At 36.3% G+C, this 22,424-nt stretch carries 19 protein-coding genes and 1 tRNA gene; 2 read left to right on the top strand and 18 right to left on the bottom strand.

Annotation, left to right across the window (positions count from 1 at the left end; all coding sequences use genetic code 11):
• Nucleotides 1-28 precede the first annotated feature (28 nt).
• From ACVPPR_RS06340 to rpoN, 8 genes are all read right to left on the bottom strand, one after another.
• A complete protein-coding gene (locus tag ACVPPR_RS06340) occupies nucleotides 29-1,576 on the bottom strand; it encodes a ClC family H(+)/Cl(-) exchange transporter (RefSeq protein ID WP_462303917.1) in 1,548 nt (515 codons plus the stop codon).
• A gap of 132 nt (nucleotides 1,577-1,708) precedes the next feature.
• Nucleotides 1,709-2,029 carry a bacteriocin immunity protein gene (locus tag ACVPPR_RS06345; protein ID WP_462298578.1) on the bottom strand — a complete coding sequence of 107 codons (321 nt, stop codon included), beginning with the start codon at nucleotides 2,027-2,029 and terminating at the stop codon, nucleotides 1,709-1,711.
• 160 nt (nucleotides 2,030-2,189) lie between these two features.
• Complete coding sequence (gene eno, locus ACVPPR_RS06350) at nucleotides 2,190-3,518, bottom strand: phosphopyruvate hydratase (protein ID WP_462298579.1); 1,329 nt, start codon at nucleotides 3,516-3,518, stop codon at nucleotides 2,190-2,192.
• Nucleotides 3,519-3,628: 110 nt separating this feature from the next.
• The gene (tpiA, locus tag ACVPPR_RS06355) at nucleotides 3,629-4,384 is read right to left on the bottom strand and encodes a triose-phosphate isomerase (protein ID WP_462298580.1); all 756 of its coding nucleotides are present in this window, start codon (nucleotides 4,382-4,384) and stop codon (nucleotides 3,629-3,631) included.
• 55 nt (nucleotides 4,385-4,439) lie between these two features.
• Nucleotides 4,440-5,630, bottom strand: a complete 1,191-nt coding sequence (locus ACVPPR_RS06360) for a phosphoglycerate kinase (protein WP_462298581.1) — start codon at nucleotides 5,628-5,630, stop codon at nucleotides 4,440-4,442.
• A gap of 104 nt (nucleotides 5,631-5,734) precedes the next feature.
• On the bottom strand, nucleotides 5,735-6,754 hold the full coding sequence (gap, locus tag ACVPPR_RS06365) for a type I glyceraldehyde-3-phosphate dehydrogenase (RefSeq protein WP_462298582.1): 1,020 nt from the start codon (nucleotides 6,752-6,754) through the stop codon (nucleotides 5,735-5,737).
• Nucleotides 6,755-6,814: 60 nt separating this feature from the next.
• Nucleotides 6,815-7,843 (bottom strand): sugar-binding transcriptional regulator, encoded by a 1,029-nt coding sequence (locus ACVPPR_RS06370; RefSeq protein WP_462303918.1) that lies wholly within the window; start codon nucleotides 7,841-7,843, stop codon nucleotides 6,815-6,817.
• 231 nt (nucleotides 7,844-8,074) lie between these two features.
• The gene (gene rpoN, locus ACVPPR_RS06375) at nucleotides 8,075-9,412 is read right to left on the bottom strand and encodes an RNA polymerase factor sigma-54 (RefSeq protein ID WP_462303919.1); all 1,338 of its coding nucleotides are present in this window, start codon (nucleotides 9,410-9,412) and stop codon (nucleotides 8,075-8,077) included.
• A 67-nt stretch (nucleotides 9,413-9,479) separates the two neighbouring features.
• Here rpoN and ACVPPR_RS06380 point away from each other — a divergent pair.
• A tRNA-Arg gene (locus tag ACVPPR_RS06380) sits at nucleotides 9,480-9,551 on the top strand.
• Nucleotides 9,552-9,972: 421 nt separating this feature from the next.
• Entirely contained in the window at nucleotides 9,973-10,566 is a 594-nt protein-coding gene (clpP, locus tag ACVPPR_RS06385) for an ATP-dependent Clp endopeptidase proteolytic subunit ClpP (RefSeq protein ID WP_462298585.1), read from the top strand.
• A gap of 129 nt (nucleotides 10,567-10,695) precedes the next feature.
• Here the strand turns inward: clpP and ACVPPR_RS06390 are convergent, their stop codons facing one another.
• The 10 genes from ACVPPR_RS06390 to ACVPPR_RS06435 form a co-directional block, all read right to left on the bottom strand.
• Nucleotides 10,696-10,947 (bottom strand): kinase to dihydroxyacetone kinase, encoded by a 252-nt coding sequence (locus ACVPPR_RS06390; RefSeq protein WP_462303920.1) that lies wholly within the window; start codon nucleotides 10,945-10,947, stop codon nucleotides 10,696-10,698.
• Between the two features lie 22 nt (nucleotides 10,948-10,969).
• Nucleotides 10,970-11,908 (bottom strand): DNA-binding protein WhiA, encoded by a 939-nt coding sequence (gene whiA / locus ACVPPR_RS06395; RefSeq protein ID WP_462298587.1) that lies wholly within the window; start codon nucleotides 11,906-11,908, stop codon nucleotides 10,970-10,972.
• A gap of 20 nt (nucleotides 11,909-11,928) precedes the next feature.
• Entirely contained in the window at nucleotides 11,929-12,948 is a 1,020-nt protein-coding gene (locus ACVPPR_RS06400; RefSeq protein WP_462303921.1) for a gluconeogenesis factor YvcK family protein, read from the bottom strand.
• On the bottom strand, nucleotides 12,945-13,829 hold the full coding sequence (gene rapZ / locus ACVPPR_RS06405; protein WP_462303922.1) for an RNase adapter RapZ: 885 nt from the start codon (nucleotides 13,827-13,829) through the stop codon (nucleotides 12,945-12,947). Before rapZ ends, ACVPPR_RS06400 begins: the two co-directional genes overlap by 4 nt.
• A gap of 87 nt (nucleotides 13,830-13,916) precedes the next feature.
• On the bottom strand, nucleotides 13,917-14,798 hold the full coding sequence (gene sdaAA, locus ACVPPR_RS06410) for an L-serine ammonia-lyase, iron-sulfur-dependent, subunit alpha (RefSeq protein ID WP_462303923.1): 882 nt from the start codon (nucleotides 14,796-14,798) through the stop codon (nucleotides 13,917-13,919).
• Nucleotides 14,799-14,810: 12 nt separating this feature from the next.
• Nucleotides 14,811-15,470 carry a serine dehydratase beta chain gene (locus ACVPPR_RS06415; RefSeq protein WP_462303924.1) on the bottom strand — a complete coding sequence of 220 codons (660 nt, stop codon included), beginning with the start codon at nucleotides 15,468-15,470 and terminating at the stop codon, nucleotides 14,811-14,813.
• A gap of 135 nt (nucleotides 15,471-15,605) precedes the next feature.
• On the bottom strand, nucleotides 15,606-18,461 hold the full coding sequence (gene uvrA / locus ACVPPR_RS06420) for an excinuclease ABC subunit UvrA (RefSeq protein ID WP_462303925.1): 2,856 nt from the start codon (nucleotides 18,459-18,461) through the stop codon (nucleotides 15,606-15,608).
• A gap of 14 nt (nucleotides 18,462-18,475) precedes the next feature.
• On the bottom strand, nucleotides 18,476-20,479 hold the full coding sequence (gene uvrB, locus ACVPPR_RS06425; RefSeq protein ID WP_462303926.1) for an excinuclease ABC subunit UvrB: 2,004 nt from the start codon (nucleotides 20,477-20,479) through the stop codon (nucleotides 18,476-18,478).
• A gap of 148 nt (nucleotides 20,480-20,627) precedes the next feature.
• Nucleotides 20,628-21,491, bottom strand: a complete 864-nt coding sequence (locus ACVPPR_RS06430) for a DegV family protein (RefSeq protein WP_462298594.1) — start codon at nucleotides 21,489-21,491, stop codon at nucleotides 20,628-20,630.
• A gap of 139 nt (nucleotides 21,492-21,630) precedes the next feature.
• Nucleotides 21,631-22,263, bottom strand: a complete 633-nt coding sequence (locus tag ACVPPR_RS06435; RefSeq protein WP_462298595.1) for a YfbR-like 5'-deoxynucleotidase — start codon at nucleotides 22,261-22,263, stop codon at nucleotides 21,631-21,633.
• Nucleotides 22,264-22,424: the final 161 nt, after the last annotated feature.

The following is a 22,424-nucleotide window of genomic DNA, read 5'->3' on the forward strand; positions in this document are numbered from 1 at the left end:
ACATTAATTTTCCACCGTTATTATTTTATTAAAGCGATTCAAATCCAGATAAAGCGTCCATTTCTGTTCGAAGGTTTGCTCTATTTTGATGTTCCGTCAAAAGAACTAATGTATCCCCCGCTTTTAAAATAGTCTCGCCATGTGGAATCAGCTGTTTTTCACCACGCCTAACTGTGATTAATAAACTATTTTCAGGCCAATCTACTTCTGAAACTTTTTTATTTTCTAATTCTGATCCAGCAAAAATTGGTGTTTCAAGTCGATCTTTTTTGCCACCTAAATCAATTTCATTTTGGCCAATTAATTTTTTGAGTAATGAGTCATAGATCGGTGCGCCGCCTAAAACATCAATCACTAAAAACGACACCAATGAAATGATGGCTAATGGCATTAAATGGTGTAGACTTCCCACCATTTCTGTAATTAATAAGATAGCTGTAAAAGGTGCTTTTCCAATACCAGAAAAATAACCTGCCATTCCAAAAATAATAAAATCAGTTAAATATTTAGCTGGTAGTAACCCTAATGCTATCATCGCAGTAGCATAAGCAGCACCAATAATGGCACCCAAAGTTAAAATCGGTAGAAAAATACCACCAGGCAAACCTGAACCATAAGATATCATTGAAAAAACAAATCTTAGAAGGAAAAGCCCCAATAAAAGCGTTAATGTATTACTTTTAACTAAACTTAAAATAATATCATTCCCACCACCCAATGTTCGGGGTAAATACAAGCCAATTGGGATGACTAAAATAAAGGGCACAATTGAGCGATAAAAAATAGGAATTTTATGTAATATATTATATAAATCTGATGCTCTCAGCAATACACTCTGATACAGATAGCCTAGAAGCCCCAAAATGAGTCCTAGGACAATCAAATGCCAATATTGTGGCAACGATAAGGTTTGAATATTAACCATTTGTAATGCAGGTTTTAAGCCAAAAAAATGCAACGAAATATAATTAGCTGAAATTGAACTTGCCAGTGCCGTTGTCCAAATTAATGGCGAAAAATTATGATAAACTTCTTCCAAAATAAAAAGGGTACTCGCAATCGGTGCATTAAAAGCTGCAGATAAACCTGCAGCACCACCACCCGCAATCAAAATACGACGTTCAGATTCAGTCTGTTTAGTCATTTCTGCAAATCCTTGTCCAACAGCTGCACCTAGTTGAATAGATGGGCCTTCGCGACCGAGAAATAATCCAGAACCAATTCCTAAAACACCACCAATAAATTTCCGCCATAAAACGGACCACCAACGCATTTCAAGATTTCCAGCAAGTTGCCCTTCCACTTGCGGAATCCCAGATCCCATAATATTTGGCTCTTGTTTCATTAACGTTCCAATTCCTAGTGCCATCGCAAAACTCAACAAAATCATTGGAATCAATAACCACATATTTTGGTTAATCATTTGATAAATATAGTTAAACAATTTAAAAACATAAATAATGGCTAATCGAAATAAACTGACGACAACTCCTGTTACTAACCCAATCAATAATCCTCTTAAGATAAAGATGAGATTAACTAAATTTAATCGTTCTTTAATACCTAGTTTTGTCATAAATACTCATACACCTCTTCAACTACTAGTATATGCTAAAATCCAATGTTTTTCATATAACCATTAAACAAAAAAGAATTATCTAAATTTAGATAATTCTTTTTCAAGCTATTATTTTCGTTACTAAGTGTTTTAGAACAATCGCGTCCCACTCATTGCGATTAATCCCCAACCTAAATTTTTATTAAATAAACCATTTGTAGAAATATCCATATACAACTGACCAACATTAGGGCTTAATTTCACTTTATATTTTAGATTACGAACTGCTAACTGACGTAAGGCTTCAGCAAGATCCGACTCAGCTTTTGTAAAATACATCCCTGTTTCAACATGATTTTTAAATATGACCAATATCTTGCGTTCATCCTCTGTCGTTTCCAGATTCAGAATAAGATCATAAACTGTTTCCGTTAATTTTTCTTCTAATGCAATTCGTTCTGCTTTCTTCATCCGTTATCAAATCCCTTGGTTTTATTCTCCCCTAAGCATTCTCGCCTAAATAATACATCACAACCTTATAATATTCAACAATAGATCACAATTAAAATAAAAAGGTCGACCTAATTTTATTAGGTCGACCTTTTTATCAAAACGCATAATTCATAAAGAATTATTTGTTAATGATTGTGTCGCGAGCATCTGAACTCAAGTTGTAGAATGAGTGGATACCTTTGTATTCTGCTGTTTCTTCTAAGTTATCTTCAATTCTCATTAATTGGTTGTACTTAGCGATACGATCAACACGGCTCAATGAACCAGTCTTGATTTGGCCAGCATTAGTTGCAACAACTAAGTCAGCGATAGTTGTATCTTCAGTTTCACCTGAACGATGAGAAACGATAGCTGTGTAACCAGCTTCTTTAGCCATTTCGATAGCTTCCATTGTTTCTGTAAGCGTACCAATTTGGTTAACTTTGATAAGGATTGAGTTTGAAACGCCCATTTCGATACCTTTTTTAAGGTAGTCAGTGTTTGTAACAAATAAATCATCCCCAACTAATTGAACTTTAGCGCCCAATTTAGCTGTCATCATCTTCCAGCCTTCCCAATCGTTTTCATCCAAGCCATCTTCAATTGAGATAACTGGGTATTTGTCAACGATTGCTTCAAGGAATGCTACCATTTCTTCTGAAGTGTAATCTTTACCATTTTCGCCTTCATATTGTAATCTATATTTGCCAGTTTCAGCATTGTAGAATTCAGATGAAGCAGCATCAAATGCGATAGCAATATCTTTACCAGGTTTGTAACCGGCACGTTCGATTGCTTCGATTAAGATTTCAAATGGTTCTTCGTTGTTTTTAAGATCAGGAGCGAAACCACCCTCATCACCAACAGCAGTAGAATAGCCTTTTTCAGCTAAAATCTTTTGTAAGTTATGGAATGTTTCTGAACCCATACGTACAGCTTCTTTGATAGAAGGTGCGCCAACAGGCATGATCATGAATTCTTGGAAATCAACACTGTTATTAGCATGTGATCCACCATTGATAACGTTCATCATAGGAGTTGGAAGGACATGTGCGTTAAATCCGCCTAAGTAACTGTATAAAGGAATTTCTAATTCATCAGCAGCAGCACGAGCAGCAGCAATTGAAACACCTAAAATAGCGTTAGCGCCCAATTTACCTTTGTTTGGTGTACCATCTAATGCGATCATAGCTTTATCAATACCAACTTGATCAGTAACGTCAAATCCAACAATTTCTTTAACGATAATGTTGTTTACGTTATCAACAGCTTTAGTAACACCTAAGCCCATGTAACGAGATTTGTCGCCATCACGTAATTCAACAGCTTCATGTTCACCTGTTGAAGCACCTGAAGGAACAATTCCGCGGCCCATTGCGCCGTCTTCTGTGTAAACTTCAACTTCAACAGTTGGGTTACCGCGTGAATCTAGAACTTCGCGTGCATAAATATCTGTAATCATTGACATAAATTTGTACTCTCCTTTAAAAACATTTTTTGGCCGGGATTTAACACCCTTACCACTATTTTAATAGTTTATTGGTTCATTTTCAATCTTTTTAATAGTTAAAAATCGAATTATGCTTTGAAGTTAACAAGGTCTAAGTATGAAGCAGGTTCCATACTTGCACCACCAACTAAACCACCATCAATATCTTCTTTACCCATTAATTCTACGACGTTACCAGGTTTAACTGAACCACCGTATTGGATACGAACTTTATCAGCAACTGTTTGGTCATACAAATCAGCAACTGTTTTACGAACAACTGCACAAATTTCTTGTGCTTGGTCAGAAGTAGCTGTTTCACCAGTACCGATAGCCCAGATTGGTTCGTATGCAATAACAGCAAGACTAACTTGTTCAACAGATAAGCCTCTCAATGCAGCAGAAACTTGTCCTTGAACCCATGATTCTGCTTCGCCGGCTTGACGTTGTTCTAACGTTTCACCACAGCAGATAATAGGAACCATACCATTATTGAAAATAGCATGTGCTTTTCTGTTAATATCATCATCAGTTTCACCGAAGTATTGACGACGTTCTGAATGTCCAATAACAACGTAATCAACACCCATTTCAGAAAGAACTTTTGGTGAAGTTTCGCCAGTAAATGCACCTTCGTCTTCGAAGTATGCATTTTCAGCAGCAACTTTTAAGTCTGTGCCTTTAGCAGCATCAAGTAATGTTTGTAAATCTACTGCAGGAGCAGCAATAACAGATTCAACATCTTTAAAATCTGGTAATTTACCTTTAAGACCTGCAACGAATTCTGCAGTTTCTTTAGGGCCTTTATTCATTTTCCAGTTACCAGCAATAATTGGTTTACGCAAAATAATAACTTCCTTTCGTTAATAGACAGTTTACTTACAACAATTTAATTAAAAATTATTTTGTTGTAATAGCAGCGATACCTGGTAATGTTTTACCTTCAAGGTATTCAAGTGAAGCGCCACCACCAGTAGAGATATGAGTTAATTGATCAGCAACACCTAATTGTTGAACAGCAGCAGTTGAATCACCACCACCAACGATTGTTGTAGCGTCTGATAAAGTACCCAAGAATTTACCGATTTCAAGTGTTCCGTTAGCGTAGTTACTCATTTCGAAAACACCCATTGGTCCGTTCCATACAACTGTTTTAGCATCTTTTAAAACGTCTTTAAATTCAGCAACAGATTTAGGTCCGATATCCAAAGCCATGTAACCATCAGGAATGTCACCATCAACCGTTTTATGTTCAACATCGTTATCAAATTTTTCAGCAACAATTGAATCAACTGGTAAGACTAATTTGTCGCCAGCTTCTTCAATGATTTGTTTAGCTAAATCAATTTTGTCAGTTTCAACTAATGATGATCCAATTTTCATACCTTTAGCAGCGTAGAAAGTGTAAGTCATACCACCACCAACGATAACTTTGTCAGCTTTTTTAAGTAAATGAGAAATAACACCAATCTTATCTGAAACTTTTGCGCCACCTAAGATAGCAACAAATGGACGTTTAGGTTCGTCAACAGCTTCACCCAAGAATTTGATTTCTTTTTCCATTAAGAATCCAGCAGCAGCTTGGTCCATGTTGCTTGAGATTCCAACGTTAGAAGCATGTGCACGATGAGCTGTACCGAAAGCATCATTGACGAATAAATCGCCAAGTGAAGCCCAGTATTTACCTAATTCAGGATCGTTCTTGCTTTCTTTTTTACCATCTAAATCTTCAAAACGTGTGTTTTCCATTACTAAAACATCGCCGTCTTTCATTGCTGCAATTGCGTCTTCTAATTGAGGACCACGTGTAGCAGGAACAAAAGTAACAGGTTTGTTTAATAAGTTAGATAAACGTTCTGCAACTGGACGTAATGATAATTCTTTTTTGTCATCTTCAGTTTTGATACGACCAAGATGAGAAAGAAGAATGGCTTTACCACCATTTTCAGTTACATATTTGATTGTTGGTAATGCAGCAACGATACGGTTATCATTACCAATCACACCATTTTTGATAGGAACATTAAAATCAACACGGATTAAAACTTTTTTGTCAGTAACATCTAAATCTGAAACAATTAATTTAGCCATTATAATAGCCTCCTGTTTAATTTTGATTAAATAAAAAGGCAGAGGGAGTATTGCCTCCCTCCGCCTAAGCATAGTAACTATGCGGTTAAAAAAGTTTGACTAGCTTATGCTTCTAAACCAGCAAATTTTTCTAATGTACGAATCATTTGTGCTGTAAAGCCAGATTCGTTATCGTACCAAGCAACAGTTTTAACCAATTGGTTAGAACCAGTACCAGTTACTTCTGTTTGTGTTGGGTCAAAGATTGAACCAAAACTTGTACCAATAATATCTGAAGAAACGATTTCATCAGCATTGTAACCGAATGATTCGTTGTTTTCAGTTCTTGCTTTGATAGCAGCATTTACTTGGTCAACAGTAAGATCTTTAGAATCTAAAATTGTAACCAATTCTGTTAATGAACCAGTGATAACTGGGACACGTTGTGCATGGCCATTCAATTTACCAACAAGATCAGGGATTACCATACCGATAGCTTTAGCAGCACCAGTAGAATGAGGAATAGTATTACTTGCAGCAGCACGTGCAGCACGTAAGTTTCCACCACGATCAGGACCATCTTGTAATTTTTGTGTAGCTGTGTAAGCATGAACTGTTGTCATTGTACCAACTTGGATACCAAAGGCATCGTTGATAGCGCCAGCAAGTGGTGCTAAACAGTTAGTAGTACATGAACCAGCAGAAGCGATTTTTGTATCTGCAGTTAAGATGTCATCATTAACACCGTAAACAACTGTAGGCATTTTACCAGCTGGAGCTGAGATTAAAACATGTTTTGCGCCAGCTTTGATATGTGCTGATGCTTTTTCTTCTGATGCGTAAAAACCAGTTGATTCTAATACGATATCAACATTATCGTTTTTAACCCAAGGAATATTTGATGCATCTGCTTCTGCATATACAGGAATTTCCTTACCGTTAACAACAATACCATTATCTGTTGCGCTAACTTCTGCGTCGAAGTTACCATGGGCTGTATCATATTTTAATAAATGAGCCAACATTGATGGAGAAGTTAAATCGTTGATTGCTACAACTTCGATGTTATCTGAAACTTCAGCAATACGACGGAAAGCTAAACGACCAATACGACCAAAACCGTTAATACCAACTTTTACTGACATACTTAAATTTCCTCCTTTAGGAAATGAAGATTTATTTATTTTAAAAAGCGTGCTTACACACTACTTTTTTAAAATCGAGTTTGCGGCACCCTCATCCGTGATTAACCACGTCTGTTTAGGTGCAAGTTTCATGTATGCCACAATTGCTTCAGCCTTTGAATGACCACCTGCAACTGCGAAAATACATTTTATATGCGTGAGATCCTCTATTTGTAAACCGATACGAGGAATCTTATAAACGACCTTACCTTGAGCATCAAAGAAATATCCGAATGCCTCACCTACAGCTTTGTCGTTCTTCAACATGCTTATTATACCACTAGACATGTCTCTACGCTTAGCCATATGCATTGCTTCTCCAATACTGTGAATCACAGCATTGCTTTCCTTGATTAAGCCCAAAACTTCTTGAATGCTCGGTTCTTCAAGAAGAGGCTCGTACGTTTTCTCACTTAATTGTTCGGGTACATACAAGGCTCTATGATTCCCTCCTGTATGTAATGCCATTTTACCACTAATTGAGTTGGCTTGTATATCAACTGACTCGCCAACACCACCTCGGGCCGGTAAAAAAGTTAAATCGCGTTTAATTGAAATGCGTGTTGTTAACTGATCAGCTACTTGAGCCATCGTTGTTCCACCCATGACCGCAATTAAATTTTTACCTTCGGGCAATAAAAGTGCTAACTTCGCAGCTAAACTTTTACCCATTGCGTCTAAAACTTTAGGTTGTTCATCAGAATCACCTGATACAATCAAACAATGCTTAATGCCTAAAATTCGACTTAATTCTTGTTCATTTTGCTGAACACCAACTAAATTGTCCATCACTTTTTCAAGACCATGTAATACTGATAAGCCCCTGTCCGTTAGTGTCATTCCTGACTTACCAACGATGATGAGTTCTTGCTTACGCAGAAAATCTGTTTCAGTTCTCATAACGCGTTCACTAAGATTTAAAGTTGAGGCCAACACTCTTCGACCAACTGGCATCATCCACTCTATCTGCCTTAAAACAAAATATCTTTGTTTTAAGGCTTTAATCATGTCCGGTGCAATTGCTTCAATCCATTCTAATTCATGATGCATAGTGCACCTGCTCTCTTGCGGGGCGTAAAACGTCCCGTAGTGTCGCATTATGACCCATTGATTCCAAAAAAAACAAAGCACAATAACATTCTGCGTTAATCAAAGTGTCTTCATACCTTTATTACAAGACAAATTATAGCAGTTTATTTTATGCTTTGCAAGCACTTCAACAGACTATCTGCTATGTTAGCAGTTGCCGTTTGATATGCAAGAGGAGAGTCCCTAATGTTCTTAATCTTTGTAGCGTTTTCTTGCCGATGATGACGGAATGTTCAGGTTTTCGCGATATTTAGCAACCGTCCGTCTTGAAATATCGATATTTTGTTTCATTAATTGTAAAACTATTTTTTGATCTGATAAAGGCTTGGTCTTCTCTTCGGCATCAATCAACGTCTGAATAGTTGTCATGATAGCTTTTGAAGATAATTCTTCAGCATTCTTTTTATTTTTATTTGCTACTTGTCCAAAGAATGATTTTAACTCATAAACCCCAAACTCCGTTTCGATATATTTATCGTTAACCGTTCGACTAATCGTTGATTCATGAACATCTAAAGCAGCCGCAACTTCTCTTAGAAGTAATGGTTTAATTGGTTTTGATTTATCAGCGAAAAAATCTGCCTGATATTTCAAAATATATTGTCCAACTTTTAATATAGTATCACCACGTTGTTTCAATCCACTAACAAGCCATTCATATTCTCGTTTCTTATCAGCCAGATACTTTGTCACTTCAGGATCTTGGTCTTTTGACATATCATCAAAATATTTTTGTTGGAAAACAATTTCAGGCTGAGCCCCACGAACTTTATATAGCACGGATTCACCATTATTATTTTTTAAAACTAAATCTGGATATATTTTCCCAATTCTAGTTGTCCCAAAACCTGCACCAGGATTAGGTGATAACGTCCGAATAAAATCCGATATTTCCTGAATTTTCGAGACATTCACACGGTATTTTTTTGCAATGTCTTGCCATTTACGATCAACGAAATCATCGAAATCATCTTTAATAACCGTATATGCCATCTTAGGAGCTAAATCATCAGAATCAATCTGTAACATCAAACTTTCTTGCACGTTTCGTGCACCAACACCAGGTGGATCCAAACGTTGAATCAAGGTTAATGCATCCATCAACATAATAGGTGGTATCCCTGATTCTTCCGCTAAATCATCTAAATTCGCATTAAAATAACCCGTTTGTTCAATATAATCTACTAAATAAAGAACAACTTTTCTAAGTGGCGTCTGTCGCATCGTTAAATAAATTTGATCCAACAAGTAATCTAACAAAGACTGCCCTTCATCATCACTTACCGAATTCATATAGTCAGCATCACCGTCTGTTGTTAGATTCACTTTATATCGAGACTCACCTGCTTGAATTCTTTGATTATCATCAACCGCTTCAATCAAGGGGTTTTCCATGACTTTATCAGTGATAAATTGTTGTAAATCTTCTATATTATATTGCAACATTTTGATAGACTGCTGCAATTCAGGTGTCATAGCCAATTTTTGAATTTGGGTTTGTTGTTGTTTAAATTTCTGTTCAAATGCCATTTTCTTCTAGACCTCCAATTTCGTTGCTTGTTTTTTCAACGTAATTCAGCTAAACTATTAATGTACTGCGCCGTTGGTGTAATGGATAGCACGTAAGATTCCGGTTCTTGAGCTGAGGGTTCGACTCCCTCATGGCGCATCATTATCACTGATAAAGCAACATTTATAGTACTTTTATGTCGTTTTCGTGTAGTTAAGTTAGGATTAATAATTTCTTGTTTTAAACACCTCACATTAGTGTCAGGTGTTTTTGTTTTCGCTTACATTATTAATTATATATCATGTTTCTTAAGATAGCTATTAGTCCTCAAATTTATCGCATAATTATTTTAAAAAAATAATTATGGAAGGATTACACGAGATCTGACTATTACGATAATGAGGCAGTCAACAACAGAAAATAAGAACGGACACTTCCAATAAAAATGTCCGTTCTTATTTTTTATTTATACTCAAATCATTTTATTTGACCTTTTTTGACCAAGGGTTTAAACTAGCATTACATTAGTTCAAATGCTAATATAAAAAAGTAATTAATAATAATTTGGAGGTTTTCAACTATGAATGTAGTTCCTACAGTTATCGAACAATCTGCCGGTGGCGAACGTGCATACGATATTTATTCTCGTCTTTTAAAGGACAGAATTATCATGCTTTCAGGTGAAGTTAATGACGACATGGCAAACGCTATTATCGCCCAATTGCTCTTCTTGGATGCCCAAGACTCAGAAAAAGATATTTCAATTTACATTAACTCACCCGGTGGTTCTGTTTCAGCCGGTTTAGCTATCTACGATACAATGAACTTTATCAATGCTGATGTTCAAACAATCGTTATGGGTATGGCTGCTTCAATGGCCAGTGTATTGGCAACTGCCGGTACAAAAGGTAAACGTTTTGCATTACCTAACTCAGAAATTATGATTCATCAACCACTTGGTGGCGCTCAAGGTCAAGCAACAGAAATCGAAATTGCTGCTGAACATATCTTGAAGACAAGAACATTGATTAACAAAATTTTGGCTGATGCAACTGGTCAAGATATCAAAGTTCTTAATAAAGATACAGATCGTGATAACTATATGACTGCTGAACAAGCAAAAGAATATGGTTTGATTGATGAAATTATGACTAACAAAAAAGGCCTTAAATAAGTTTCAAGCCTCAAAGACACTGACAATTTAATTTGTTAGTGTCTTTTTTTACCTATTTTCGTAAAATAAAAAAATAATCATCTGTTTGATAGCTGAGGTACCAACGATCAAACAGATGATTTTTTTATATTAACCTTTTAATCCTTTAGATTGTCTTACCATATCTTCAACAACAATATCAAAGATTTCTCCAAGTCCGGCACAATATGCCAAAATTTTCCATGGATAATTCGTATGAAAATGTAGTTTCATCAAATCAGAATCACCAGCAACGAGTAAACTATCCCCTTCAAATTGACGCAATATTTCACTATATAATTGATCTTCACTCAACGTGCTGCCTTCTAACAGTAACTGCGTATCATATTTAAATTCTATCACGATATTTTATCCTTCCAAAATGCTATTTTTCACCAATTCGAACTTTTTCAGCAAAATCATTAATTTTCCGTAATCGATGATTAATTCCAGATTTTGAAATTGGACCACCAGGTACTAAATCGCCTAATTCTTTCAAACTGACTTCTTGATGAACTAACCGTGCTTCAGCCACTTCTTTTAATTTAGAGGGCAATTGACCTAATCCCACTGATTGTGCAATAAACTCAATATTTGCAATTTGTTTGTTGGCAGCATCAGCAACTTTATTCATATTAGCCGTTTCACAATTAACCATTCGATTAACGGAGTTTCGCATATCACGGACAATTCTGATATCTTCAAATTTCAACATAGCAGTTGTAGCGCCAATTAATGAAAGAAAATCAGCAATTTTTTCTGCCTCTTTCAAATAAACAATATAACCACTACGACGTTCAGTCATTCTAGCATTAAACCCAAACTTATTAATCATTTCACAGATTGTTTGATTATGTTCTTCATAGACAGAATATATTTCCAAATGATAACGACTTGTTTCAGGATTATTAACTGAGCCACCTGCCAAGAAAGCCCCACGTAAATAAGAACGCATCATCATGTCATCATGTTCCAATAAATCAGTTGGCACACCCATCTTAAGTTGCATATCTTCAATGATATCCAAGTCTTTTAAAACAAAATCACTACCCGTTTTCAAACGAACAATATAGACATTATTTTTTTTCAATTTCATTTTACGACGCACTAATAGTTCACTCGTAATATCATAAAACTCATTTAAAAGTTCATAAATTCGTCTCGCAATTGCGGGATTTTCTGTCTGAACATTTAAAACGAATTGATGATTAATGATACTCAAAGAACCATTCATTCGAATCAACGCCATTAATTCTGCTTTAGCATTATTCCGTCTAACTTTGAGGGTCGTTAATTCTTTTTTTACTTCACTTGCATACGACATTTTTTCACCTTATCTCTGTGCTAACTATTATTTCTGTGTCTTAATTCGTGGTTTGGTCGACCAACTAAACGCATCAATTCTTCAACAACCTTATCACCATCATGGAAAACACCTTTATCTTTTAACTTCAAAAAGTTAGATGAAATGACACGACAATGCTGTCCTCTTAACCCATTAAAATCGTGTTCAACTTGAATCAAATTTTCATCATATTTTTCTTTATCCATGTAATCACTTGGCACTGGTGCTGTGTTCACAAGCACTGTATTTACAAAACAATTACCAAGATGATTATTTAAAATACGAACATGATCCGCATCAGTAAAGCGTTCTGTTTCACCTTTTTGTGTCATAATATTACAGATATAAACGACTTCAGCTTTGGTCTCAGATAGTGCTTTACCAACATTACCAATGACTAAATTAGGTAAAATACTTGTGAACAAACTACCAGGTCCCAAAACAATTTGATCTGCTTCAAGGATGGCCTTAACCACCTCTGGGACAGCAGCCGGAACAGCATCTTCACTCGTTTCACTTGAGGTTACCCAAACACGTTTAATTGATTTTCTAGCAGCCGTTATCTCAGCTTCACCAGATAAAAAGGTTCCATCAGAAAATTCCGCATTTAAAACTAAAGGTTCATCAGCAACAGGATAGACATGTCCATCCACTCTCATCATTTCTGACAATTCTTGCACTGAAGCAAAAACACCCTTTTTCATTTCAGCCAATGCCGCAATAATTAAATTACCAATAGCATGGCCCGCAAAGAATCTATCTGATGTATCAAATCGATATTGAAAAATATCTAAATATAATTCTGGTAACTCAGATAATGCCGCAATCACATTACGAATATCACCAGGTGGCACAACATTCACATAATCTCTAATGATACCTGATGAACCGCCATCATCAGCAACTGTTACAATGGCTGTGATATCAGCATTTTTATCCCTTAAACTTTTTAAAATGACTGGTAGTCCAGTTCCGCCACCAATCACCACAATTTTAGGTCTGCGTCCATTTCTTGTCATGATCTATTTACCGATTCTTTATTTTTATTAATATCTCGGTGTGTGACATTCACTGGATATTCAAGTTTCAATTCTTCACTTAATCGTTTAGCTAAAGCAACTGATCGGTGCTGTCCACCTGTACAACCAATTGCAATAGTTAAATTGGTTTTACCTTCAGCTTCATAGCCTGGTAAAATTGATTCAAGTAAAGATTCAAACTTCGTATAAAATCCCTCTGTTGCAGGTTGTTTCATCACATAATCATAAACGGCTTTATCCAAGCCTGTTTGTGGCTTTAACTCTGGAATATAATGTGGATTAGGTAAGAAACGAACATCCATGACGATATCTGCATCAATTGGTAATCCGTATTTAAACCCAAATGACAGCACTTCAACATGAAAATTAGCTGTTTCTCTTGTTTCAAAATTATGGAAAATTTCTTCACGTAACTGGCGTGGTGATAAATTAGTAGTATTAATCACCAACTGTGCCTGCGTTTTAATATCGTTTAATAACCCACGTTCTTTTTCAATACCATCCATAAGACGGCCTTCCATTGCTAATGGATGAGCACGTCTTGTCTCTTTATAACGAGAAACTAATTCTGCATCAGATGCATCCAGAAATAAAATCTTAGTTGTGACGAATTCAGTGTTATCAAATCCTGATAACATTTCGATAATTTCATCATAGAAAGCCCTTGATCTTAAATCCATTACGAGTGCAATTTTTGAAATTTTACCTGACTCTTTTACCAGTTCCCAAAACTTAGGTAATAAAGTTGGTGGTAAATTATCAATACAAAAATAACCAAGATCTTCAAAACTTTGCATTGCGACCGTCTTTCCGGCCCCACTCATCCCTGTAATTACAACTAATTCTAATGTATCTGCCATTTTCATTCCTCCAAATCTGCTTTTTCAAGTATAACATACCTGGTGTTTCTTTTGTATCAGTGGACAAAAAAAGAGTTGTTCCCAACCCTAAATAGTTTCACCAAATATTTTCATCTTAATTGCCTGACCTGTTGGTGTACTGGCTAATCCGCCAATTCCCGTTTCTCTAAGGGCACTTGGCATCCGTTCACCAATATCCTTCATCGCCATAATAACTTCATCAGCAGGCACCTTATTCGATAATCCAGCAAGAGCCATATCAGCCGCTGTTAAAGCATTAACGGCGCCAATTGCATTCCGTTTAATACAAGGAATTTCAACCAATCCAGCAACTGGGTCACACACCAGCCCTAATAAATTACTCAATCCCATCGCAAAAGCTTCAGCACACTGCTCAGGTGTTCCCCCTGTAATCTCAACCGCAGCTGCAGCCGCCATAGCCGATGCACTCCCAACTTCTGCCTGACAACCACCCGTTGCACCAGCAATCATGGCATTATTAGCCACAATCATTCCGAATGCACTAGACGTAAATAAAGCTTGAATCATTTTTTCATGCGATAAATTCAAACGTTTTTGAATCATGAAAATAACCCCTGGCAATGTCCCAGATGAACCGGCCGTTGGTGTCGCACAAATAAGTCCCATTGATGCATTAACTTCATTGGTCGCAATTGCGTATTGCATCGCTTCTAAATTGGCATCCCCAGATAAAGAATGCCCTTTTTCACGATATTTCCGTAATAAAACAGCATCTCCTCCAGTTAATCCAGTGGACGAAGAAACCCCTTCACCAGTTGATCCTCTATCAATCGCCTGTTTCATCACGTCTAAATTAGCTGACATTTTCCCAATAATAACCTCTCTAGTTTCACCAGACTGTGTCATTTCTTGTTCAATCATTAATTCTGAAATTAATTTATGTGCCTTATTTGCGGTTGACACTAATTCAGCAATACTTTTATACAAGATAGATTCCTCCTATTTTAAATAAATGAGATGATGCGTCAATAATCGTAGTTGCTTAAGCTGTGCCTCATCAATGTTTCTGGTTAAATCATATTCATACATACTTTCATCTGGCGCTAACTCAGATTCACTTTGCTGAATGACTGATGTTGTTTTTTCAATTTGGCTTTTAATTGCCTCTTTATTGACTGGATTAGCTTCTAATACCAGAATTGGTAAGCTCCCCTTTGGAAAAAATTGTTGTTGTTTTATCGTAAACTCTCTAATTTCAATGGCGCCACCACCGATTGAGCAACCCATTAATTCAACCTTTTTTGTCTCATTTTCGAGTGTCAATTCAACACTATTTGGATGATTAATTGGACTTGGATTGCTGTCTTCAATAAACTGAATTTCAATGCCCATTTTTTCAGCAATTTGGATTGACTGGGGACAACGTGAATCATCAGGATTAAATCCTAATACGCCCGCCACTGTCGCAAAATCTGTCCCATGACCGCGATGTGTCTTGGCAAATGATTCATAATAACGAACTTTTAATTTAGTCATTTGCCCATTAAACAATTGGAAACCGACTTTCCCAATTTTGACGGCACCAGCTGTATGCGAACTAGACGGTCCTATCATAATTGGTCCAATAATATCAAAAACACTTTTATAGTTATTGCCCACAGCTAACCGTCCTCCAATTAATTTATTTCTTCTTTAAAGTTACCACTTTTTTCAAAACTTTGATGTAAAATCACTGATTTTTTCATAAAAAGGTCATAAAAAAAGACAGATTCTCATCTGCCTTCTCAAAATCACTTATTTATTCATTCGTGCACGATCACGTTCTAAGATTTTTTTTAGATAATGTCCTGTATAACTTGCGGGCACTTCAGCAATTTCTTCTGGCGTTCCAGTTGCGAGCACGGTACCACCACCCTCGCCGCCTTCTGGACCCAAATCAATTAAGTGATCAGATGTTTTAATGACGTCTAAGTTATGTTCAATCACTAATACGGTATTTCCAGCATCAACTAATCGATTTAACACACCGAGTAATCGTTTAATATCATCCGTATGCAACCCAGTTGTAGGTTCATCTAAAATGTAGAAACTTTTTCCATTTGATTGGCGATGTAATTCAGAAGCCAATTTCATTCGTTGGGCTTCACCACCAGACAAAGTCGTCGCAGATTGACCTAATGAAACATAGCCTAACCCGACATCCACAATTGTCTGTAACTTACGTCGAATCTTAGGAATTGGTTCGAAGAATTTTAACGCTTCTCCCACTTTTAAATCCAAAATATCAGCGATTGTCTTATTCTTGTAGGTTACTTCAAGTGTTTCAGAATTATACCGCGCACCATGACAAATTTCACATGGTACATAAACATCTGGTAAGAAATTCATCTCAATTTTAATAATTCCATCACCCTTACAGGCTTCACACCGCCCACCTTTAACATTGAAACTAAAACGGCCTTTTTTATAGCCACGTAATTTAGCTTCATTAGTTTCAGCAAATAAATCACGAATATTGTCAAAGACACCTGTATAAGTTGCGGGATTACTTCGTGGTGTACGTCCAATTGGGCTTTGATCAATATTAATCACACTTTCAATATTTTGAACACCAGAAACAGATTTATATTTACCAGGTTTTTCAGAATTGCGGTTTAACTTTTGTGCCAATACTTTTTTCAAAATACCGTTCACCAAAGTTGATTTACCAGAGCCTGAAACCCCCGTTACAGTAATGAATTCACCTAAAGGAAAATCAACAGTAATATTTTTCAAATTATTTTCTTTTGCACCGGTAATCCGAATTTTCTTACCATTACCATCACGACGTGTTTCTGGTAATGAAATAAACTTTTTACCAGAAAGGTATTGTCCCGTTAATGACTTACGACTCTTTTTAACTTGTGTAGGCGTTCCGGCAGCAACAATTTCACCACCCAATTCGCCAGCGCCAGGACCAACATCAATTAAATAATCGGCAGCCATCATTGTATCCTCATCATGTTCTACGACGATTAATGTGTTGCCCAAATCACGCATTTTCTTAAGTGATTCAATCAAACGATCATTATCTCGTTGGTGTAATCCGATTGAAGGTTCATCTAAAATATATAAGACACCTGATAAATTTGATCCAATTTGTGTTGCCAATCGGATTCGTTGCGCTTCCCCACCTGACAAAGTTCCAGCTGAACGAGATAATGTGAGATAATTTAGACCCACATTTTGCAAGAAAGTAAGGCGATCACGAATCTCTTTCAAAATTGGTGCGGCTATTATAGCTTCTTTTTCTGACAATTCAATATTATCAAAGAAAGGTAAACCAGCACCAATTGAAAGAGCAGAAATTTTACCAATATGCTGACCATTAATTTGGACAGCTAATGCTTTACGATTTAAACGGTAACCATGACAGGTTTGACATGTCAAACTCGTCATATACTTGCGCATTTGGTCACGTGTAAAATCACTATTTGTTTCCGCATAACGGCGACTAATATTAGTCATAACACCCTCAAATAGAGCATCAACATCGCGAATACCACCAAAATCATTAGCATAATGAAAATGAAATTCACGAGTACCTGCACCGTTTAAAACAATATCGCGTTGTTCATCCGTTAACGTTTCAAATGGCACATCCATTGGAATACCAAATGCTTCTGCGGCTTGCGCCAACATTGAAGGATAATATTGCGAACTAATTGGATTCCAAGGTTCAATGGCGCCATCAGCCAACGTTTTAGTTGGGTCAGGCACAACTAAATCTTCATCGACTTCTAACTTCATCCCTAATCCATCACAAGTTTCACATGCGCCAAAAGGAGCATTGAATGAGAACAAACGTGGTTCTAATTCACCTACTGTAAATCCACAGATAGGGCAAGCATAATGTTCAGAGAATTGAATCGTAGCACCATCTGCATCACCATCAAGGATATCTGCTGTTGCATACCCAGATGATAAGCGTAAGGCAGCTTCAAATGAATCAAATAAACGTGATCGGATACCTTCTTTAACAACAATTCGGTCAATCACAATATCAATTGAATGTTTAATATTTTTTTCGAGATTAAAGTCTTCATCAATATCATGTAATTCACCATCAACTCGTACACGAACAAATCCTTCACGTTTAATTGTTTCAAAAATCTTTTTATGTTGTCCTTTTTTATTACGAATAATGGGTGATAAAATTTGTAGTTTTGTACGATCTTCTAATTCCAAAACACGATCAACCATTTGTTCAACGGATTGACTCGTAATTTCATGACCATCATTTGGACAAATGGGATGCCCCACTCTTGCCCATAATAATCTTAAATAATCATTAATTTCAGTTGCCGTCCCAACTGTTGAACGTGGGTTTTTTGAAGTCGTTTTTTGGTCAATTGAAATCGCAGGTGATAACCCATCAATCGAGTCAACATCTGGCTTATCCATCTGACCTAAAAATTGACGTGCATACGCAGATAAACTTTCAACGTAACGTCGTTGGCCTTCAGCGTAAAGGGTATCGAAAGCTAAGGAACTTTTCCCCGATCCTGAGAGCCCAGTGATGACAACTAGCTTGTCTCTTGGGATAGTGACGTCCACATTTTTTAAATTATGGGCACGTGCACCATGAATCACAATTTTATCGTTTTTCAAGAAAAATCCTCCTATTATAACATCTGTGTTTTTAATTCTAGTACAGTATCACGCAATGATGCAGCCGTCTCGAAATCTAATTTTTTAGCAGCTTCTTTCATTTGTTCTTCTAAGCGATCAACCATATCTTGTTGTTCTTTTTTATCCAAATCCAAAAACTCAGTTTCAGTAAATGTCTTAACTGTTCCTGAATTATCTTCAATTTTAGTTGGTGTAATTAACTCACGAATTGCCTTTTTAATTGTAGTTGGTGTAATATTATGCTCTTTATTGTAAGCCATTTGGATATCACGGCGACGTTGTGTTTCTTCAATCGCAGCCTTCATGGAATCCGTTTCTTTGTCAGCATACATAATGACACGCCCATTCTCATTACGAGCAGCACGTCCAATTGTTTGAACTAATGACCGTTCACTACGTAAAAAGCCTTCTTTATCAGCATCTAAAATAGTCACCAATGATACTTCAGGGACATCAATTCCTTCACGCAACAAATTAATCCCAATTAAAACATCAAATGTCCCCAAACGTAAATCACGAATAATTTTCGTTCGTTCCATTGTCTTAATATCACTATGCAAGTACGCAACTTTCATCCCTAATTCTTTCAAATAATCAGTTAAATCTTCCGACATTTTCTTGGTCAAAGTTGTGACAAAAACACGTTCATTTCGTTCAACACGCAAATTTATTTCGCCGACTAAATCATCTATTTGGCCCATAATTGGACGCACTTCAATAATTGGATCAAGTAGTCCCGTTGGTCGAATGATTTGTTGAACAACATTTGTTGTCCGTTCCATTTCATAAGGTCCTGGCGTCGCAGACATATAAATAACTTGGTTAACATGCCCTTCAAACTCAGCAATCGTTAATGGCCGATTATCTAGCGCACTGGGTAAGCGAAATCCATAATCTACCAACATTTGTTTACGAGCACGATCACCATTGTACATGCCTCGGATTTGAGGCATCGTAACATGCGATTCATCCACTACAATTAAAAAATCTTTTGGAAAGAAATCAATTAATGTATAAGGCGGTTCGCCAGGTTTACGACCATCCATATGTCGTGAGTAATTCTCAATACCGGATGTGTAGCCCATTTCACGTAACATTTCCAAATCATAAGTTGTCCGTTGCTCTAGCCTTTGAGCTTCTAGTAATTTTTCTTCGCCTTTTAATTCTTTTAATCGATCAGCAAGTTCCGTTTCGATGCCTTCAATTGCATGGTCCATCACATTGTCATTTGTCATAAAATGAGTTGCGGGGAAAATAGCCATATGTTCTAATTCACCCATCACTTCACCCGTTAATGAATCAACTTCACGGATACGATCAATTTCATCGCCGAAAAATTCAACACGGACAGCCTTTTGGTCACGAGATGCAGGGAATATTTCCACAATGTCTCCGTGGACTCTAAAACGGCCACGTTGAAAATCAATATCATTTCTTTCAAATTGAATATCCACCAATTTTCTAAGTAAATCGTCACGTTCCATTGTCATTCCAGTCCGTAGAGAAATAACATGATCTCGATACTCTGTTGGATCACCCAATCCAAAGATACTTGAAACAGAGGCAACCACAATGACATCATTACGTTCTAATAATGAACTGGTTGCTGAATGTCGTAATTTATCAATTTCATCATTAATGCTTGAATCCTTTTCAATGTACGTATCACTTGAAGGGACGTACGCTTCTGGTTGATAATAATCATAATAACTCACAAAATATTCTACCGCGTTATTCGGAAAGAATTCTTTTAATTCGCCATATAATTGACCAGCTAATGTTTTATTATGTGCAAGCACTAACGTCGGACGATTAACATCCTTAATCACATTCGCAATCGTAAATGTCTTACCTGTTCCTGTTGCACCCATTAAAATTTGTTCTTTTTCCCCATCGTTCAACCCATTTACTAAAGTTGCAATAGCGTTGGGTTGATCACCAGTTGGTTCGTACTTTGATACTAAATCAAAAACACCATCATCATGTCTATCAATCAAGTTAATCCCTCCAATGCCATTCTTTTTTTAAATAAAAAAAGCCCGGAATAACCTACCAGGCTCATTTAAAAATGATTATTCTCTATCAATTATATTAGCATACCGAACATACTTTCGCACGACATCTCACTTATTTTTTCAAGATAACTTAATCAACTAAATAATCACGACCCCAAATAAGGCCCATCGTTTTTTCGCCAGTGTGAACACCAATAACAGGTCCAATATGACTAACTTCAACTGGTATTTCAGGATAGTTAGCTTTAATAAAGGCCACCCATTTCGCACTATCTTCGGGATTATTTGCATCAACAATACTAACACGAATCGGATAGCTGACTTCTTTAATCGCATCTGCAAAATCTGCCATCACACGTTGAAAAGCCCGTTTTTTAGTACGTTCTTTGGTTAAAGGAATAATTTTACCTTCATGATTAAAAGTCAAAATAGGTTTAATTTGCAATAAATTACCGACAAATGCGGCACTATTTGTCATGCGTCCCGTTCTAAGCAAATGGCTCAAGTTGTCCACAACAAAGAAAATACCAACTGTCTCACGCATGGCTTCTAACTTAGGCACAATTGTCTCAGCATGCTCACCTTGAGCCACTAACTGAGCCGCTTTCAATACAAGAAAAGCTTCTGCGGAACTGGCTGCTTTAGAGTCAATAGGATAAACGGTAATCCCTTCAACATTTTTCGAATAAGCACGCAAATTATCCACAAAACTTGTAATTCCTGTTGAAAGATGAATTGAAATCACTTCATCAAAGCCTTCGGCAATTAATTTATCAAAGACAACTTGCATTTGTCCCATTGTGACTTGTGACGTTGTTGGTAATTTATCAGTATTTTGCATTCTTTCATAAAATTCAGAAGAAGAAATTTCCACATCTTCTAAATAAGTTTGTTGTCCAAAAATAACAGTAATTGGTACAACAATAATCTTTTGAGCTTCGGCTACTTTTGGATCAATATACGAAGCACTATCAGTTACAATCGCGGTTTTCATTAAATTCTCCCTATGATCCTTTTTTGAACATTACCACCTTAGTAGATGGCTTTGAAACATCTAAAAATTTTTCTATAAAAAAAGATTGTTCTGTATGCATTATTTTAGCATACAACCCAATCTTTCACACATGCGTGATCTATTTTTTAATAATATCCAACGTTATTTTTTTGATTTTATCTTTATCCGTAAAATCTTCAGTTAACAATTCGGGTAAAATTTCTTTCAAAATATATTGAACACTAGCCAAATCAGAAAAGCCCAAAATTGTTTTCAAACTTTCTTGATAAATTTCAGTATAAACCGCTTCAGGATTACCTTTTTGAATTTCACCAAATGATTCATATAACAAATCTAGCTTATCAGCTACGGATAAAATTTTACCTTCTAAAGTATCATCCTTACCTTCTGATAATCGACGACGATAAGCATCTTGAAATTCTTCTGGAATTTCATTTTTAATAAAGTTTTCAGATAATGATTCTTCAACGTTTGCTAACATTTCTCTTAACGTCGGCGTTGCATACTTCACTGGCGTTTTAATATCACCAATAAACCGTTCTGTATAATCATGATTCAATGCTTTTTCATATAACATGCGCCAATTAATCTTATTACCAGCGTTTTCTTCAACGTCCCCTAAAAATTGAGCAGCCTCTGTTACTTTGAATGAATGCTCAGCTACCGAATGTTCTTCATATTTAAAATAACCTGGTGCTCGTCTCAGTGTTTCTAAATTGCTTAAACTTTGTAGGTATTGATGCATTCCCATATTAACAGCTCCTTCTCATTTTTTACTTAAATTTTTACAATCTTACCACATATTGAAAAGACAATTCAAGCGTCACTAGTTATTAACAAAAAGCTTATACCTTTTTAATCATTATAAAAAAGACAACATTTAGAAAAAAAATCTCTAAGTGTCGCCTTTTT

This window comes from Dellaglioa sp. L3N, from assembly GCF_054941095.1.